Source organism: Cupriavidus necator A5-1, from assembly GCF_000744095.1.
Taxonomy (GTDB): Bacteria; Pseudomonadota; Gammaproteobacteria; order Burkholderiales; family Burkholderiaceae; genus Cupriavidus; species Cupriavidus necator_A.
The window spans coordinates 2409717-2426084 of the sequence record NZ_JQLI01000001.1 but is presented as its reverse complement, the minus strand read 5'-3'; the positions used below and the strand labels follow the sequence as shown (position 1 = coordinate 2426084).

At 66.7% G+C, this 16368-nt stretch carries 16 protein-coding genes; 10 read left to right on the top strand and 6 right to left on the bottom strand.

What is annotated here, in order from left to right; translation table 11 throughout:
* Positions 1–27: 27 nt before the first annotated feature.
* A complete protein-coding gene (locus K307_RS10720) occupies positions 28–606 on the top strand; it encodes a hypothetical protein (RefSeq protein ID WP_230625897.1) in 579 nt (192 codons plus the stop codon).
* A 63-nt stretch (positions 607–669) separates the two neighbouring features.
* Here K307_RS10720 and K307_RS10715 read toward each other — a convergent pair whose 3' ends face one another.
* Together K307_RS10715 and K307_RS10710 are read right to left on the bottom strand one after the other, a co-directional pair.
* Complete coding sequence (locus tag K307_RS10715; RefSeq protein WP_042878102.1) at positions 670–1626, bottom strand: Bug family tripartite tricarboxylate transporter substrate binding protein; 957 nt, start codon at positions 1624–1626, stop codon at positions 670–672.
* A 45-nt stretch (positions 1627–1671) separates the two neighbouring features.
* Positions 1672–2817 (bottom strand): L-talarate/galactarate dehydratase, encoded by a 1146-nt coding sequence (locus K307_RS10710; protein WP_042878099.1) that lies wholly within the window; start codon positions 2815–2817, stop codon positions 1672–1674.
* A gap of 267 nt (positions 2818–3084) precedes the next feature.
* Here K307_RS10710 and K307_RS10705 point away from each other — a divergent pair, with 267 nt between their 5' ends.
* Positions 3085–4080, top strand: a complete 996-nt coding sequence (locus tag K307_RS10705) for a LacI family DNA-binding transcriptional regulator (RefSeq protein ID WP_042878097.1) — start codon at positions 3085–3087, stop codon at positions 4078–4080.
* An 82-nt stretch (positions 4081–4162) separates the two neighbouring features.
* On the top strand, positions 4163–5071 hold the full coding sequence (locus K307_RS10700; protein ID WP_042878095.1) for a DMT family transporter: 909 nt from the start codon (positions 4163–4165) through the stop codon (positions 5069–5071).
* Positions 5072–5083: 12 nt separating this feature from the next.
* Here the strand turns inward: K307_RS10700 and K307_RS10695 are convergent, their stop codons facing one another.
* The gene (locus tag K307_RS10695) at positions 5084–5521 is read right to left on the bottom strand and encodes a PaaI family thioesterase (protein WP_051975044.1); all 438 of its coding nucleotides are present in this window, start codon (positions 5519–5521) and stop codon (positions 5084–5086) included.
* A 231-nt stretch (positions 5522–5752) separates the two neighbouring features.
* Between K307_RS10695 and K307_RS10690 the strand changes: the two genes are divergently transcribed.
* The gene (locus tag K307_RS10690) at positions 5753–5977 is read left to right on the top strand and encodes a DUF3820 family protein (protein WP_022538275.1); all 225 of its coding nucleotides are present in this window, start codon (positions 5753–5755) and stop codon (positions 5975–5977) included.
* Between the two features lie 25 nt (positions 5978–6002).
* On the opposite strand, the gene K307_RS10685 is transcribed toward K307_RS10690, so the two are convergent.
* A complete protein-coding gene (locus K307_RS10685; protein ID WP_042878092.1) occupies positions 6003–7322 on the bottom strand; it encodes a DUF3422 family protein in 1320 nt (439 codons plus the stop codon).
* Between the two features lie 92 nt (positions 7323–7414).
* Between K307_RS10685 and K307_RS10680 the strand changes: the two genes are divergently transcribed.
* Positions 7415–8266 carry a LysR substrate-binding domain-containing protein gene (locus K307_RS10680; protein ID WP_196251544.1) on the top strand — a complete coding sequence of 284 codons (852 nt, stop codon included), beginning with the start codon at positions 7415–7417 and terminating at the stop codon, positions 8264–8266.
* 32 nt (positions 8267–8298) lie between these two features.
* Here K307_RS10680 and garD read toward each other — a convergent pair whose 3' ends face one another.
* Together garD and K307_RS10670 are read right to left on the bottom strand one after the other, a co-directional pair.
* Positions 8299–9858 carry a galactarate dehydratase gene (garD, locus tag K307_RS10675; RefSeq protein WP_042878090.1) on the bottom strand — a complete coding sequence of 520 codons (1560 nt, stop codon included), beginning with the start codon at positions 9856–9858 and terminating at the stop codon, positions 8299–8301.
* A gap of 52 nt (positions 9859–9910) precedes the next feature.
* Positions 9911–11269, bottom strand: coding sequence for an MFS transporter (locus tag K307_RS10670; protein ID WP_042878088.1), 1359 nt, complete (start codon positions 11267–11269; stop codon positions 9911–9913).
* 408 nt (positions 11270–11677) lie between these two features.
* Between K307_RS10670 and K307_RS10665 the strand changes: the two genes are divergently transcribed.
* Genes K307_RS10665 through K307_RS10645 form a run of 5 tightly spaced genes read left to right on the top strand, consistent with a single transcriptional unit; the run spans position 11678 to position 16313 of the window.
* Positions 11678–12490, top strand: coding sequence for an IclR family transcriptional regulator (locus K307_RS10665; RefSeq protein ID WP_042878085.1), 813 nt, complete (start codon positions 11678–11680; stop codon positions 12488–12490).
* Positions 12491–12493: 3 nt separating this feature from the next.
* Positions 12494–13549: a cyclase family protein gene (locus K307_RS10660; protein WP_042878083.1), complete on the top strand. Its 1056-nt coding sequence runs from the start codon at positions 12494–12496 to the stop codon at positions 13547–13549.
* A 28-nt stretch (positions 13550–13577) separates the two neighbouring features.
* Positions 13578–14816 carry an ABC transporter substrate-binding protein gene (locus K307_RS10655; protein ID WP_042878081.1) on the top strand — a complete coding sequence of 413 codons (1239 nt, stop codon included), beginning with the start codon at positions 13578–13580 and terminating at the stop codon, positions 14814–14816.
* A 1-nt stretch (position 14817) separates the two neighbouring features.
* Complete coding sequence (locus tag K307_RS10650; protein ID WP_042878079.1) at positions 14818–15963, top strand: thiolase family protein; 1146 nt, start codon at positions 14818–14820, stop codon at positions 15961–15963.
* Positions 15960–16313 (top strand): Zn-ribbon domain-containing OB-fold protein, encoded by a 354-nt coding sequence (locus K307_RS10645; protein WP_042878077.1) that lies wholly within the window; start codon positions 15960–15962, stop codon positions 16311–16313. The genes K307_RS10650 and K307_RS10645 overlap by 4 nt, the downstream gene beginning before the upstream one ends.
* The last annotated feature ends 55 nt before the right edge of the window (positions 16314–16368 follow it).

Genomic DNA, 16368 nt, shown 5'->3' with positions numbered 1-16368 from the left:
GGCCTCTATCACGGGCTCAACCCGGCGATGGGCTGGCCGCTGGCGGTGTCGAACGGGTTGCTGGCGCAAAGCCAGCGCGCGCTGCTCGCGGCGCTGGGGTATCTCGCCTTCGGGCACGCGCTGGCGGTGTTTGCGGTGACGCTGCCCTTCGGCATGCTTGCCGCGCTGCTCGCCTGGCAAGCGCAGATCCGGATCGGTGCGGCTGTGCTCGTCATGGGCTTCGGCGTCGCGCTGCTGATCTGGCAGCGCCATCCACGGGCGCTGGTACGGATCGCGCCATCGCGGCTCGCGCTATGGTCGTTTGCCGTGGCGATTGCGCACGGCGCCGGACTAATGCTGGTGCCGATCTATCTCGGACTTTGCCGTACCGATACCGACCCGGGGCATCAGGCGGCCTCCGCGCTGGCCGGCGCCAACCTGGGCATGGCGCTGGTGGTCGCCGTCGTGCATACCCTGGCCATGATCGCGGTGGGCGGTGCCATGGCATGGCTGGTCTACCGCTACCTGGGACTGAAGTTTGTGTCGCGGAGCTGGTTCAATCTGGATAAGGTCTGGGCCTGCAGCCTTATCCTGGTTGGGGCGCTGGCATTGGTTCTTGCAACCTGAGGTCGCGCCCGGACAACGCCGTACGGATCGACGGCGCTAGCCGGGCGAGCGGGCTGGCCGACCTCAATCCGCCGTGATCTTGCCCACCTCGATGACCTTCTTCCAGCGCGCGTACTCCGACGCCTGGAATGCCGTGAACTGCTCCGGCGTATTGGCGACGATCTCGAAGCCCACGTCGAGCAGCTTGGGCTTGACCGCCGGGTCGTTGAGCGCCGCGACGACGGCGGCATGCAGCTTGGCCTTGATCTCCGGCGGCAACCCCTTCGGCGCGGCAACGGCCTGCCATGAGTAGACCGTCACGCCTTTGACGCCGGACTCCTCCATGGTCGGCACATCGGGCAGGATCGGCGAGCGCTTGTTGCTGGTGATGGCGAGGGCGCGCAGCTTGCCGGCCCTGATATGCGGCACGGCGGTGTTGATGTTCATGAAGGTGGCATCGACCTGGCCACCGAGCAGGTCATTCATCGCCGGCGCGCCGCCCTTGTAGGGAACATGGATGCCGGTGGTGCCGGTCTGCTGCCAGAACAGCTCCGCGGTAAGGTGGTCGCTGGTGCCATTGCCGGCCGAGGCGAACGTCATCTTGTTGGGATTGGCCTTCTCGAAAGCGATAACATCCTGCAGGCTCTTGTGCGGCGAATTGACGGGAACCGCCAGCACGTTGGGCGCCTGCACCGCGACGCTGATGTAGTCGAAGTCCTTCAGCGGATCGTAGCCGGGATTCTTCACCAGGTGCGGGCCGATCACGAACGGCCCCAATGACGACACGAACACGGTGTAGCCATCGGCCGGCGCGCGCTTGGCCATCGCGGCGCCGATCATGCCGGCTGCGCCCGGCTTGTTATCGACCACGAAGCTGCCGCCAAACTGCTGCTGCAGCTTGGCGCCGAGGATGCGGGCGACATTGTCGGTCGATCCGCCCGCGGGAAAGGGGACGAGCAGTGTCACGGGTTTTTCCGGCCACGCGGCATGCGCGGTCACCATGGCTGCGCCCAGCAGCACGGATGCAATCAGCTTTTTCATCGGTTGTCTCCTGTGTGTTCTCACGACCCGGTGTGCCGGGCTTGCTTACGACTGGTTGCCAAATTCGGCGTGCTCGCGCGTCCAGGCCCTGGCCTGCTCGCTGATCGTGACCCCGAGCCCGGGCGGTGTCGGCACTGTGATGCGGCCATCGCGGATGTCGAGCCGCTCATTGAACAACGGCTCCAGCCAGTCGAAATGCTCGACCCACGGCTCGCGCGGATACGCGGCGGCAAGGTGCACATGCAGCTCCATTGCAAAATGCGGTGCGATCATCAGTCCCGCATGCTCCGCCAGCGCCGCGACCTTGAGAAACGGCGTGATGCCCCCTACCCGCGGCGCATCCGGCATCAGGTAGTCGGCGGCGCGGTGGCGGATCAGGTCCCAGTGTTCGGCGGCGCTGGTCAGCATTTCGCCGGTCGCGATTGGGGTGTCGAAATGCGCCGCGAGCGCGGCATGGCCTTCGTGGTCGTAGGCATCGAGCGGCTCTTCGATCCATACCAGGTTGAACGACTCGAAGGTGCGGCACATCCGCTGCGCCGTCGGGCGGTCCCATTGCTGGTTGGCGTCGACCATGACCGGCACGGCGTCGCCCAGGTGTTCCCGCACGGCGGCCACGCGCTTGATATCGAGCGCGCCGTCCGGCTGCCCCACCTTCAGCTTGATGCCGCCGATGCCGCGCGCGACGGACGCCGCAGAATTGACAAGCAGTTGGTCCAGCGGCGTGTGCAGGAAGCCGCCCGAGGTGTTGTAGCAGCGTACGGAATCGCGATGGGCGCCAAGCAGCTTGGCCAGCGACAGCCCTGCCCGCTTGGCCTTCAAATCCCACAGCGCCACGTCGAAGGCGCCGATGGCCTGCGTCGACAAGCCGCTGCGGCCGACCGACGCGCCCGCCCAGCAGAGCTTGTCCCACAGCCGGGCAATATCGCTCGGGTCTTCGCCGATCAGCGCCGGGGCGATTTCTCTGGCGTGCGCAAACTGCCCGGGCCCGCCGGCGCGCTTGGAATAGCTGAAGCCCAGGCCTTCGTGGCCGTTGGCGGTCTGGATTTCCGCGAACAGGATGGCCACCTCGGTCATCGGCTTCTGCCGGCCCGTCAGTACCTTGGCGTCGCTGATGGGGGTCGCCAGCGGCAGGTAGCAGGAAGAAAGCCGGATCCGGGTGATGGTGTCGGCGGGTCGGTTGGAGAGCGTCATATGTCCGTTCAAGTACGTGAGGGTTCGATGCCAGCCCGTGGGCCCCTAGCCACATATGACAACGTTATCATTTTTGAGCGAGAACGATTGGGTATAATGCGAATGCACTGTCCCCCTAAATGAACAATGACCGGCTTCATCCAGGATCCTTCTGCCCGCATGGAACCGTTGCCGCGCGGAATAGAACGATGCTAACGTTGTCATTTACCACGGTCAACCGCTGACTGCGTGACCTGGCATAGCGATTTTCCCTAAGTCTGAACTGGCATGAGCGACTCCAACGCCCCAAAGTCCGTGACGCTGCATGACGTGGCGCGTGAGGCCGGGGTCTCCCTGATCACCGCGTCGCGGGCCCTGAGCAATCCGGGCGTCGTGTCCGAGAAGACCATTGCGCGCGTGCAGCGGGCAGTCGAGGCGACCGGCTACATCCCCAACCTGCTGGCCGGCGGCCTGAAGTCGCGCCGCAGCCTGACGGTGGCCGCGCTGGTGCCGAACATCGCGGTGGCGCAGTTCCTGCCGACCATCAAGGCGCTGACCGACGCGCTGGACGCGGCCGGCTACCAGCTGATCCTGGGCCAGACCGGCTATGACCATGCGCGTGAAGAGGCGCTGCTCGGCACCATGATCAGCCGCCGCCCTGACGGCATCATCGTCACCGGTTTGATCCACTCGCAGGTGTCCCGCGACCGGTTGCGGCGCGCCGGCATCCCCGTCGTCGAAACCTGGGATCTGACCGACCGGCCCGTCGACATGGCCGTGGGGTTCTCCCATCTCAAGGTCGGCAGCGCAATTGCCGGCTTTTTCCTTGGCAAGGGATGGCGCAGGCTGGGTATCGCGACCGGCGACGACCAGCGCGCTGCCGTGCGCCGCGAAGGCTTCCTGTCGACGGTCGGGCATGACGTGCGGACCGCCGTGGTGCCGGCGCCGAGCAGCCTGGCGCTGGGCCGGCAGGCATTGTCCGAACTGCTGGCCAGGGATCCCGGCATCGAAGCGATCTATTGCAGTTCCGACCAGCTCGCGCAAGGCGTCATCGTGGAAGCCCTGGCACGCGGCCTGCGCATTCCGCAGGACCTCGCCGTGTGCGGATTTGGCGATGCCGACTTCGCGGCGCACATGGAGCCGTCGCTGACTACCGTGCAGGTCGATGGGGCACACATCGGCAAGCTGGCGGCGCGCATGTTGCTGGACCGGTGTCGGGGAGAAGCGGTTGCCGAGCCGGTCGTCGATGTCGGATTCCGGATCGTCGAACGAGGGTCAACGTAGGGCCTTTGCTTTACTTGAGGCCCTGGCGCGCGATATGCCGGTCCTGGCGGATAATGCGGCACCAACAAGACCAACACCTCCCATGCACGCCAGAATCCACGGCGCCAGGCTTATCGACTGGACCACCCTGTTCCTGCTGACCTTCCCGCCGCTGAGCTGGGCCGGGAATGCCATCGTCGGCCGCCTCGCCGCCGGCACGGTGCCACCCATTACCCTGAACTTCGTGCGCTGGCTGCTGGCCGGGCTGGTGCTGGCGCCCTATGCCTGGCGTGGCGTGATCGAGCACCGCGCGACGCTGCGCCGGCATGTCGGCGTGATCTTCGCCATGGGCATGCTGTCGATCGCCAGCTATAACGCCTTGCAGTACCTGGCGCTGACCACCTCGACGCCGATCAATGTGACGCTGATCGGGGCCTCCACCCCACTGTTCCTGCTAGTGATCGGTGCCACCTGCTTTGGCGAACGGGTGAAGCCATGGCATGTCGCCGGCGCGCTGTTGTGCCTGGTGGGTGTGTGTTTTGTATTGGTGCGCGGCGAGCTTGGCCGGCTGGCCCAGCTCGATTTCGTTGCCGGCGACCTGTTCATGCTGGCGGCGACCATCGCCTGGAGCGCCTATACGTGGCTGCTGCGCAAGCAGCGTCCCGACTTGCCGCTGCCCGTGCTGCTGTTCGCGCAGATCGTCGCCGGACTGGTGGCGAGCGCGCCAGTGACGGCGTGGGAACTGATGACGCTGGACCAGCCGCTGCAATGGAGCGGCAAGGTCGCAGCCATCCTGCTCTATGTGGCGACCATCCCCTCCCTGCTCGCCTACTTTGCCTGGGACCGCGCCATCGCCCGCGCAGGCGCGCAGCTACCGGTGTTCTTCATCACGCTGACGCCGGTGTTCGCGGCGCTGCTGTCCACGCTGCTGCTGGGCGACTGGCCGCGCTGGTACCACGCGGCGGGGCTGGCCGCGATCGCGGCGGGGATCTGGCTGGCGCAGCGACGCTGATTGCTCAAGCCGCTATTTCAGGTACTTCATCGTGGCGACACCGGTGGCGACGAGCAATTCATCGTCCAGCCAGACCTCCGCGCGCGAAAAGAAAATGGAACGGCCGCGCCGGTCGACGAAGCCTTTCGCAGTCAGCAGGCGACCCGTGCCGTTGCTCAGAAAGTTCGATGTCAGCGACAGCGTGACGGCATGGAGAGGCGTGTCGCCCGGCGGTGAATAAAGGCCTGAGTAGCCGGTGGCAGCATCGAGCAACGTGCAGAGGGTGCCGCCGTGGATCACCCGGCTGCGGTTGAACATTCCCGGCCCGACCGGGAGTTCAAGCTCTACGTAATCGCGGCGCCACTGGGTGATCCGGACACCGATGCTCTCCAACGCCGGATTATCCAGACAGAATTCGCCCTCCCCCACTGGATCGGTCACATCCGTGGAGCGCGCTGCCTCCGTTTTCATTTTGCTCATGAGTCGCTTTGATACCGGTACCGTCATCGTGTTGCTTGGCGAGACCGGAAACTCTCAAGCGATGGCCAGAACGTAATTTCCGCGCGATTTGGGGGTGTTCGTAAATCTCTATTTCGCGAATGACCCCTTTTGCTTGCGTGAATACCCGCCCTCCGACAACGGGAGCGTGGGCTTCTGATTCCCGATTGTGGTAGCGTGGCGCCTTCTCACCTTCCGCTTTCCATGACCGCCTTCGACGCCGACGCACTAAAGCGGCTGGTCACCGTCACCATGCCTTACGGGAAACACAAGGGCACGGTGATCGCCGACCTGCCTGGAAATTATCTGAACTGGTTTGCCCGCGAAGGCTTTCCGCCTGGGGAAATCGGCGGCCTGCTGGCGCTGATGCACGAGCTCGACCACAACGGGCTGTCCCATCTGCTCAAGCCGTTGCGCGGCCGAACCTAGTGCCGGGCGTGGCGGCCGGTGGCCCCTACACAACCTGCCTCGTTGCCGTCCGCCGCGCTGCCGCCTCTGCCGCCTTCTCCCCGGCATGCTTGCTGCGCCTGGTAGCGCGCAGCACCAGCAACACCACCGGCACGATCAGCAAGCCCTTGATCAGCTCCGGGTCCATCGGGATATGCACCGCATGCAGCGCCTTGAGCCCGGTCCCCGCCAGCGACAGCACATAGTAGGAAATGGCGGCGACCGACAGCCCTTCAACCGCGTGCTGCAAGCGCAACTGGCTGCGCGCGGTCTGGTCCATGCCCTCGAGCAGGCGCGTGGTGTCCTGCTCCTGCGCCAGGTTGACGCGCGTGCGTAGCAGGTCGAGCGCGCGCGCCACGCGGCCGGCAAACTGTTCGTGCCGCGCCCAGACCGACCGGCACGTCTCCATTGCCGGGGCGAAGCGGCGCTCCATGAATTCGGCGATGGTCGGGATGCCTTCAATCCGCTCCTCGCGTAGTTCCTGGATGCGCGCCAGCACCAGCTTCTCGTAGGCACGCGACGCGCTGAAGCGGTTGCCGGATTCGGCCAGCGCCTCAATGCGCACCGCCAGGTGCGTCAGCCGCTCCAATAGCTCGGCATCGTGGCGCCCGCCCTGGCTCGTGTCCATGCTGCGCATCAGCGGCGCCAGCGAGCGCTGCAGGTTGTCCACGCTGCGGCCCAGCTCACGCGCCACCGGCAAGGCCAGCAGCGCCATCATCCGGTAGGTCTCGATCTCGTACAGCCGCTGCAGCAGCCGTCCGCCCTGCACTTCGCGGAAGCCGTTGTCGATCACCAGGAAGCGCGAAAAGCCATCCGGCGGGATGGTCCAGTCGCAGAACACCTGCCCGCCGCCCAGCACATGGCTGCCTGCCAGGATGGGACCGTCGATCCATTGCCGCACGTTGTCGCGCGCATAAGCCGCACCCTCGCCTGAAACGAGTTCCATGCGCAGTGCGACCAGGCGCTTGCCGGCGAAGTTGTCGAACCAGTCAGCCGGGATATGTGACGTGGCGAGGTCGGAGAAGTAGTCGGTGTCGCCGCGCCGGGCCACGAAGGTAAAGGTGGAGAACTCGGTGTGCCGCTCCCACTTCAGTTGCTTGTCATCGCCCCATTGCGCTGAATAGTGCGTCACGCCATCGGCCGGTTCTTCCAGCCCGGTCAGCCGGCACAAGGAGGTCAGCAAGGCGTGGTGGACCGCGGTATCGCCGTCGGCATAGATGGCAAAGTGCGCGAGCGAAGCGGAGCCGCCGATGCGCAGGAAGGGTCGGGCATGCAATTCACGCGCAAGGCTGTCGCGCAACGGGTGGTCCATGATCGGCTGTGCCATAAGGTTTCAAACGTTTCCGAACAGTATGCCGACCGCCGACCGTTAAGAAAAACGCGTAATATTGATCTGTTGCTTCAGTTTTCCTGATACCAATGAAAGCGCTTGACTTGGATGTGCTGACGATGATGGTGGCGGTGGCCGATACGGGCAGCATTTCCCGTGCGGCGGAGCTCGTCCACCGCTCGCAGTCAGCGGTCAGCATGCAGATCAAGGCGCTCGAGCAGGCACTGGGCAAGCCCTTGTTCGTGCGCAAGCCAAGGAACGTGCTGCTGACGCCGGAAGGCGAAGTGCTGCTGGGCTTTGCGCGCCGCATGCTGGCCTTGCGCGACGAGGCCTGGGCGGCCGTGGTCCGTCCCGACGTGACCGGGCGCGTGGTGCTCGGCATGCCGGACGACTATGCCTCGTCGCTGCTGCCCGCGATCCTGAAGAAGTTCTCCGCGACCTACCCCAAGGTCGAGATCCAGGTCATCGGGCAGCCGAGCGTGGCGCTGGCGCCCATGGTCAAGGACGGCACGGTCGACCTGGTCTGCGCAACGCGGGTCAAAGGCTTGTCCGGCGAGTTTATCCGGCTGGAGCCGATGGTGTGGGCCGCCTCGCCGGCTGCGCATGAGATCTGGAACGAGCGGCCGCTACCCATCGCCGTATTCCAGTCGGGCAGCGTCGCCCGCGACATTGCGATCCGCAGCCTGGAGCAAGCCAGGATCGCCTATCGCATGTCCTATGAGAGCCCCAGCCTGCTCGGCCTGCTCAGCATGGTCGAAGCGGGACTGGCGGTGGCGCCGCTGGCGCGCTGCGCCGTCCCGGCGCATTTCACCATCCTTGGCCAGGCCCAGGGGCTGCCCGAGCTGGCCTCGCTGGAGCTGGTGCTGGCGCGCAGCGCAAAGTCGAAGCGACCGCCCTGCGATTTTCTGGCCGAGCAAATCCTGTCTGAGCTGCAGCGCTAGCTAGCCACCCCGCCTGCGCGCGCAACCGGAACTCAGGTCACCGGCGCCGGGTTGAACAGCACCAGCGCATTCTTGATCTTCCAGTGCTCGGCCCATGACTTCTTGCCGCTGGCCACCGCCAGCAGCGTGTGGAACAGCTCCCAGCCCACCTCTTCGATAGTGGCTTCGCCGGTCGCGATGCGGCCCGCGTTGACATCCATCAGGTCGTGCCAGCGCCGCGCCAGGTCGTTGCGGGTCGACACCTTGATCACCGGCACCTCGGCCAGCCCATACGGCGTGCCGCGCCCGGTGGTGAACACGTGCAGGTTCATGCCGGCGGCGAGCTGCAGCGTGCCGCAGACAAAGTCGCCCGCAGGCGTGGCCGCATAGATCAGCCCCTTCTGCGTGACCTTCTCGCCCGGGCCGCTGACGCCGTGGATCGGGCCGGTGCCGGACTTGACGATCGAGCCCATGGCCTTTTCCACGATATTGGACAGGCCGCCCTTCTTGTTGCCGGGCGTGGTATTGGCGCTGCGGTCGACCTTGCCCTTCTCCAGGTACTGGTCGTACCAGGCCATCTGCTTTATCAGCGCCTCGGCCACTTCGGGCGTGGCCGCGCGTGCGGTGAGCTGGTCGATGCCGTCGCGCACCTCGGTCACTTCCGAGAACATCACCGTGCCCCCGGCGCGCACCAGCAGGTCGGTGGCAAAGCCCACCGCCGGGTTGGCCGTGACGCCGGAGAAGGCATCGCTGCCGCCGCACTGCACGCCGACCACCAGGTCGGAGGCAGGGCAGGTCTCGCGCCGGCGTGCATTGAGGCGCTCCAGGTGCTTTTCCGCGGTGGCCATGATCGAATCGATCATCGAGGCAAAGCCCACGTGCTGCTCGTCCTGCAGGCAGACCACGTCGGGCTCGCCTTCCTTCTGGATCGGGATGGTGCCGGCGCCGATCAGGCGCGTGGGCTGCAGCTTCTCGCAGCCCAGGCTGACGATCATCACCTCGCCGCCGAAGTTGGGGTTCAGCGCGATATTGCGGATGGTGCGGATCGGGATGCCGGCATCGGGCGCGTCGATCGCCACGCCGCAGCCGTAGGTGTGCTCCAGGCCCACCACGTCGTCGACGTTGGGGTACTTGGGCAGCAGCTCTTCCTTGATGCGGCGCACCGCGAACTCGACCACGCCCTCGACGCACTGCACGGTGGTGGTGATGCCGAGGATATTGCGCGTGCCGACCGAGCCGTCCGCGTTGCGGTAGCCCTCGAAGGTATAGCCTTCCAGCGGCGGCAGCGGCGTCACGCGCGTGCCGACCGGCAAGTCGTGCAGCTCGGGCGCGGCCGGCATGCGGATAACGCGCTCGTTGATCCAGCTGCCGCGCGGCAGGTCGTTGAGCGCATAGCCGATCACCACGTTGTAGCGGATCACCGCGTCGCCTTCGCGCAGGTCGGCCAGCGCGACCTTGTGGCCCTGCGGGACGGCCTCGACCAATGTCAGGCCGCACGGGAATGTGGTGCCGGCCGGCAGGCCGCCGTCATTGGCCACGATGGCGACGTTGTCGTCGGGGTGCATCGTGATGTACAGCGGACGCACCGCTTGCGGGGAATTGGCTTCACTCATCTTTGTTGCTCCAAAGCTTGCGGGGCCGCGCCGTGCGCAGCCCCCGCGATGCTCATGCCGGCTGCAGTTCCACCCGGCGAATATCCTTCACGATGACCAGGTAACAGAATACGGTCACCAGCGCATTCACGCCCACGAATACCAGCGCGCCGTTGAACGAGCCCGTTGCGCTGAGGATGTACCCGATCACCAGCGGCGTCACGATCCCGGCGATATTGCCGAACATGTTGAAGATACTGCCCGCCAGGCCGATCACTTCCTTGGGCGCGGTATCGGCGATCACCGCCCAGCCCAGCGCACCCAAGCCCTTGCCGAAGAACGCCAGCGCCATCAGGCCGACCACCACCCATTCATTGTCGACGTAGTTGCAGGCGATCATGCTGATCGACAGCAGCATGCCCAGCACGATCGGGATCTTGCGCGCCAGCGTCAGCGAATAGCCGCGCCGCAGCAGGCTGTCGGAGAAGCGCCCGCCCAACACGCCGCCGAGGAAGCCGCAGATGGCCGGCAGCGAGACCACAAAGCCCGCCTTCAGGATCGACATGTGCCGCTCCTGCACCAGGTAGACCGGGAACCACGTCAGGAAGAAATACGTGAGCACGTTGATGCAGTACTGGCCCAGGTAGACGCCTACCAGCATGCGGCTGCGCAGCAGCTGGCGCACCTGCGACCACTGGATGCCGCCGCCCTTGCGTCCGGCGCGCGCTTCCTCGCCTTCGCCCATATGGATCAGGCCGCCGCCCTGCTCGATGTAGTCCAGCTCGGCACGGCTCACGCCGCGGTGCCGGGCGGGGCTTTGTACGACCTTGAGCCACACCAGCGCCAGCAGCATGCCGAGCGCGCCCATCCAGGTGTACACGTGGTGCCACCCCATCGCGTGGGTGACCCAGGCCATCAGCGGCGTGAACGCCACCGCGGCGAAGTATTGCGCCGAATTGAAGATCGCCGACGCGGTGCCGCGCTCGTGGGTCGGGAACCAGCTGGCCACCACCTTGGCATTGGCCGGGAACGCCGGCGACTCGGCCAGGCCCACGGCAAAGCGCAGCGCGAATAGCGCCACCATCGCGGCGCCGGCCGTGGCGAACATGCCCAGGCTGCCCTGCAGCAGCGTGAACAACGACCACAGGAAGATGCTGCCCGCATAGATGCGGCGCGCGCCGAAGCGGTCGAGCAGCCAGCCGCCCGGCACCTGCGCCAGCACATAGGCCCAGCTGAATGCCGAGAACGCGATGCCCATCTGGATCGCGTCGAAACCGAACTCGGCCTTCATCGCCGGTCCGGTAATGGACAGCGTGGCGCGGTCGGCGTAGTTGATCGTCGTGACGATAAAGATCAGCAGCAGGATTGCGTATCGGGTCTTGCCAGTCTTTGCCGCGGCCGCTTCGCGGGCCGCTGTCGCGGTTACTGCCATGTCATCTCCAGGCCAGGCGATGCCGTGTAGCTCCGCCAGTGTTACGTTGTCTGACGACATTGTAGCGACTCGGGTTGTCGAATGACTCCGGGATTTCCCTAGGTTGGTGCGCATAAGGTTCGGTATCGGTCCTGCCACCGCACCGCCACTCCCTTATCTGACGCCATTCTTCAGGAACGCGCCCCGATCTGCCAATACTAGAAATCTCCCCACGACGCACCTCTTTCTAGTTGTCTGATGACTTACAACAACCTTTCAAGAGATCGACGCGTCGCCCCGCCGTCGCCAGCAGTAAGCGATTTCATCCCACAAAACTTTTCGGCATCGCAGAATGACTACCCTTGTTCCATCGCCTATAACGGCACATACCGGTTTCGACCAACGAAAACCGGACAGGAGACACCCCGCGTGACCACCCCAAGCACCTCGCTGCAGAAGGCCTGCCGCCTGTTGCGCGCGCTGACCGACGTGCGCAACAGCCGCCTGACCGACCTGGCGCTGGCCGCCGGCGTCGACAAGGCGTCGGCACTGCGCCTGCTGGAAACGCTGACGACGGAAGGCCTGGTGCAGCGCGACTCTGCCACCAAGGCTTTCACGCCGGGCCCCGAATGGCTGGCCCTGCATGCCGCCACGCTGCAGCGTACCGACCTGCGGCCGCTGGTGCGCCCGGCGCTGATCCGCCTGGCCAACGCCTTCGAGGACAGCGCGATCCTGTCAGTGCCGAGCGGCTGCGAATCCGTCTGCATCGAACTGCGGCTCGGCACCTTCCCGATCCGCGCCAATTACCTGGAGATCGGCAGCCGCCGGCCGCTGGGCATCGGCGCCGGCAGCCTGGCACTGCTGGCCACCCTGCCCGATGCGGAAGTCGACGCCGTGCTCGACGGCATCGCCCCGGCCATGCGCCGCTACCCCCGCTTCAGCCGTGAGATGCTGCTCGGCCACGTGCAGGCCACGCGCGAGCGCGGCTACGCGGTGTTGCTGGACGTGGTGGTCGAGCGCATGGGCGGCATCGCCATCGCGCTGCCGGGCCCGGACGGCTACCCGCTGGGCGCGATCAGCATCGCCGCCCTAAACGAACGCATTACCGGCCGCGAGGCCGCCATGGCACGCGCGCTGCGGCGCGAGGCCGACGCTATCTGCTCGAACTGGCGCTCCCACGGGGGCGCGATCCCCACCACAGACCGGCCGGCTACCCGGCCACGCACACGACAGGAGGCATGACCGATGCGCTGGAAGCAACGTCCGCAAGGTTCCAACTGGGGTGACTTCGGCCCTGACGACCAGCTTGGCCGCGTCAACCTGATCGGCCCCGAGCAGGTGGTCAAGGGTGCGCGCGAGGTGCAGGCCGGCCTCAGCTTCTGCCTGTCGCTGCCGCTGGACTATCCCGGCGGCAACAAGCTCAACCCGCGCCGCCACCCGCCGGTGCTGCGCCCGACCTTCCGCGACGACATCCCCTACGTCAACTTCCCGCTGGCCAAGGTCGATCCCGCCGCCACCGATGTCATCAGCGACGACCAGGTGCTGCTGTGCCTGCAGTACAGCACGCAATGGGATGCGCTGGCGCACGTGGGCGCGCTGTTCGATGCCGACGGCGATGGCCGGGCCGAGCGCGTCTACTACAACGGCTACCGCGCCAACGAGCATATCGTCGGCCCGGTGGACTATGCCGAGGACGACCACTTTGCCGCCCATCCCTGCGGGCACGACCACAGCGCCGCGCAGGCGCTCGGCATCGAGAACTTCGCGGTCAAGGGCATGCAGGGCCGCGGCGTGCTGGTCGACCTGGCGCATACCTTCGGCACGGATTTCCGCAACGTCGGCTACGACGACCTGATGCGCGCGATGGACGCGGACAAGGCGGCGGTCGAGCCTGGCGACATGCTGCTGCTGCGCACCGGCTTTGCCGAGGTGGTGCTGTCGATGCAGCGCCAGCCCGACGAGGCCGTGCTGCACCACAGCTGCAGTGCGCTCGACGGCCGCGACGACAAGCTGCTGAACTGGATCACCGATGCCGGCATTGCCGCGCTGATCGCCGACAACTACGCGGTCGAGCGCTATCCCGCGCGCCCCGCGCCCGACGGCGACAAGAGCCACCCGCTGCTGCCGCTGCACCACCACTGCCTGTTCAAGCTGGGCCTGCCGCTGGGCGAGCTGTGGTACCTGCGCGAGCTGGCCGACTGGCTGCGCGCCAACGGGCGAACGCGCTTCCAGCTCACCGCCCCGCCGCTGCGCCTGCCCGGCGCGGTGGGTTCGCCGGTGACGCCGGTTGCCACAGTATAGCCAACGACAACAAGCCAGGGGAGACGACATGAACCATTCGATTTGCCGCAGGGCGGCCAGCGCCCTAGCCATCGCCGCCGCGCTTGCCTGCGGCAGCACGCACGCCCAGCAGCCCAAGGCCGCAATCTCCGACGATGTGGTCAAGATCGGCATGCTGCTTGACATGAGCGGCCTGTATGCCGACGTCACCGGCCGCGGCAGCGCCACCGCCGCGCAGATGGCGATCGATGACTTCGGCGGCAAGGTGCTGGGCAAGAAGATCGAACTGGTGGTGGTCGACCACCAGAACAAGGCCGATATCGCCGCCAACAAGGCGCGCGAATGGTTCGAGACCGCCAATGTCGACGCCATCCTCGATGTCGCCGCCTCGGCGCCGGCGCTGGCGGTTCTGGATGTTGCAAAGCAGAAGAACCGCATCGTGGTGTTCTCCGGCCCCGGCACCGAGCGCATCACCAACGACCTGTGCACGCCGGTGTCGGTGCACTACGCCTACGACACCTATGCGCTCGCCAACACCACCGCACGCACCATGGTGCAGCGTGGCGGCAAGACGTGGTTCTTCCTGACGGCGGACTACGCCTTCGGCCATACGCTGCAGGATTCCGCCACCGCCGTGATCAACGAAAACGGCGGCAAGGTGCTGGGCGCCGCGCGCCATCCGATTGGCGCCAGCGACTTTGCCTCGTACCTGCTGCAGGCGCAGGCGAGCAAGGCGCAGGTGGTGGGACTGGCCAACGCCGGCGGCGACACCGTCAACGCCATCAAGGCCGCTTCCGAGTTCGGCCTGACGCGCAACAACACCCAGCGCATGGCCGGCCTGCTGCTCTACATCAACGATATCCACGCGATCGGCCTGAAGACCGCGGCCGGGCTGGTGCTGACCGAAGCCTTCTACTGGGACATGAACGACGCGACCCGCACCTGGTCGCGGCGCTACTTCGACAAGCTGAAGAAGATGCCCAACATGAGCCAGGCCGGCGCCTATTCGTCGGTGATGCACTACCTCAAGTCCGTGCAGGCAGCGGGCACCGACGAGACTGCGGCGGTGATGAAGAAGATGAAGTCGACACCGATCAACGACTTCTTCGCGAAGAACGGCCGCATCCGCGAGGACGGCCGCATGATCCACGACATGTACCTGTTCGAGGTCAAGTCGCCGGCGGAATCCAAATATCCGTGGGACTACTACAAGGTGCTGGCCACCGTGCCCGGCGACCAGGCTTTCATGCCGGCATCGAAGTCGCAGTGCCCGCTGCTCAAGCACTGACATGGCGATCCGGACCTACGTACGCGGCACCGGCAACACGCGCTTCGGCCGCCTCGAAGGCAGTACGCCGCTGACGCTGATGGCGCAGGCCGCCGATGCGGCGCTGGCCGATGCAGGCCTCGCCCGCAGCGAGATTGACGGCGTGCTGTGCGGCTATGCCACCACGCTGCCGCACCTGATGCTGGCCGACCGCTTCTGCGAATACGCCTCGATCACGCCGGCCTATGCGCACGGCGTGGCCGCGGGCGGCGCCACCGGCGGCGTGATGGCGATGCTGGCGCACGAACTGGTGCGTGCCGGCCGCTGCCGCCACGTGCTGGTGGTGGCGGGCGAGAACCGCCTCAGCGGCCAGAGCCGCGACCAGTCGATCCAGACGCTGGCGCAGGTCGGCGAGCCGCATGCCGAGGTGCCCAACGGCGCCTCGGTGCCGGCCTACTATGCACTGCTGGCCTCGCGCTACCTGCATGAGACCGGCATGCATGCCGATGCGCTGTCGGACTTTGCCGTGTTGATGCGCGAGCATGCCGGCACGCATCCCGATGCGCACCTGCGCGAGCCGCTGTCCGCCGCCGAAGCGCGCGCGTCGCGCCCGATCGCCACGCCGCTGCGGCTGTCTGACTGCTGCCCGATCTCTGATGGCGCGGTGGCCCTGGTGGTGTCGGCCGAGCCCGGCGCGGGCACGCCGGTGCGCATTGCCGGCGCCGGACAGGCGCACCGCCACCAGCATCTGAGCGCGATCGATGACGTGATGCAGACCGGCGCTGCTGATGCTGCAGGGCGCGCCTTTGCCGAAGCCGGCGGCGACGCCAGCGGCATCGACTACCTGGCAATCTACGACTCCTTCACCATCACCCTGGTCATGCTGCTGGAAGAACTCGGCCTGGCCGGCCGCGGCGAGGCCCACGCCCGCCTGCGCGCCGGCGACTTCAGCCGCGGCGGCGCATTGCCGCTGAACACGCACGGCGGCCTGCTCGCATTCGGGCATTCGGGCGTGGCCGGCGGCCTAATGCATCTCGCGGAAGCCGCGCGGCAGCTGGCCGGCCGTGCCGGCGAACGACAGGTGGAGCCACGCCACCGCGCGCTGTTCCATGCCGACGGTGGCGTGCTGTCGTCCCACGTCAGCCTGGTCCTGGAGGCAGCGCGATGACCCATCCCTACACCGAAGGCCTCGCCGCCGGCGTGGTGCGCTACCAGCGCTGCGACGACTGCGGGGCGTGGCAGCCGCCCGAGCGCCACGCCTGCCGCGCCTGCGGCAGCCTGCAGCTGCGCTGGCGCGATGCCAGCGGCCTGGCCACGGTCCACGCGGTGACCGAGATCAGCCGCGCACCGACCGAGGCCTTCCGCGCACTGGCGCCCTACACGCTGGTCCTAGCCACACTGGACGATGGCCCACGCGTGATGGGCCACGCGGAACCCGGCGTGGCGATCGGCGACCGGGTGCGCGCCGGCTTCCTGCCCTTCGGCGAAGGCACGCTGCTGCGCTTCCTGCGCGAATAGCGCGGCCCCGGCGCCCGGCCGGCGGGCGCACCCCCTCTTCTGCCGGCACCTGACA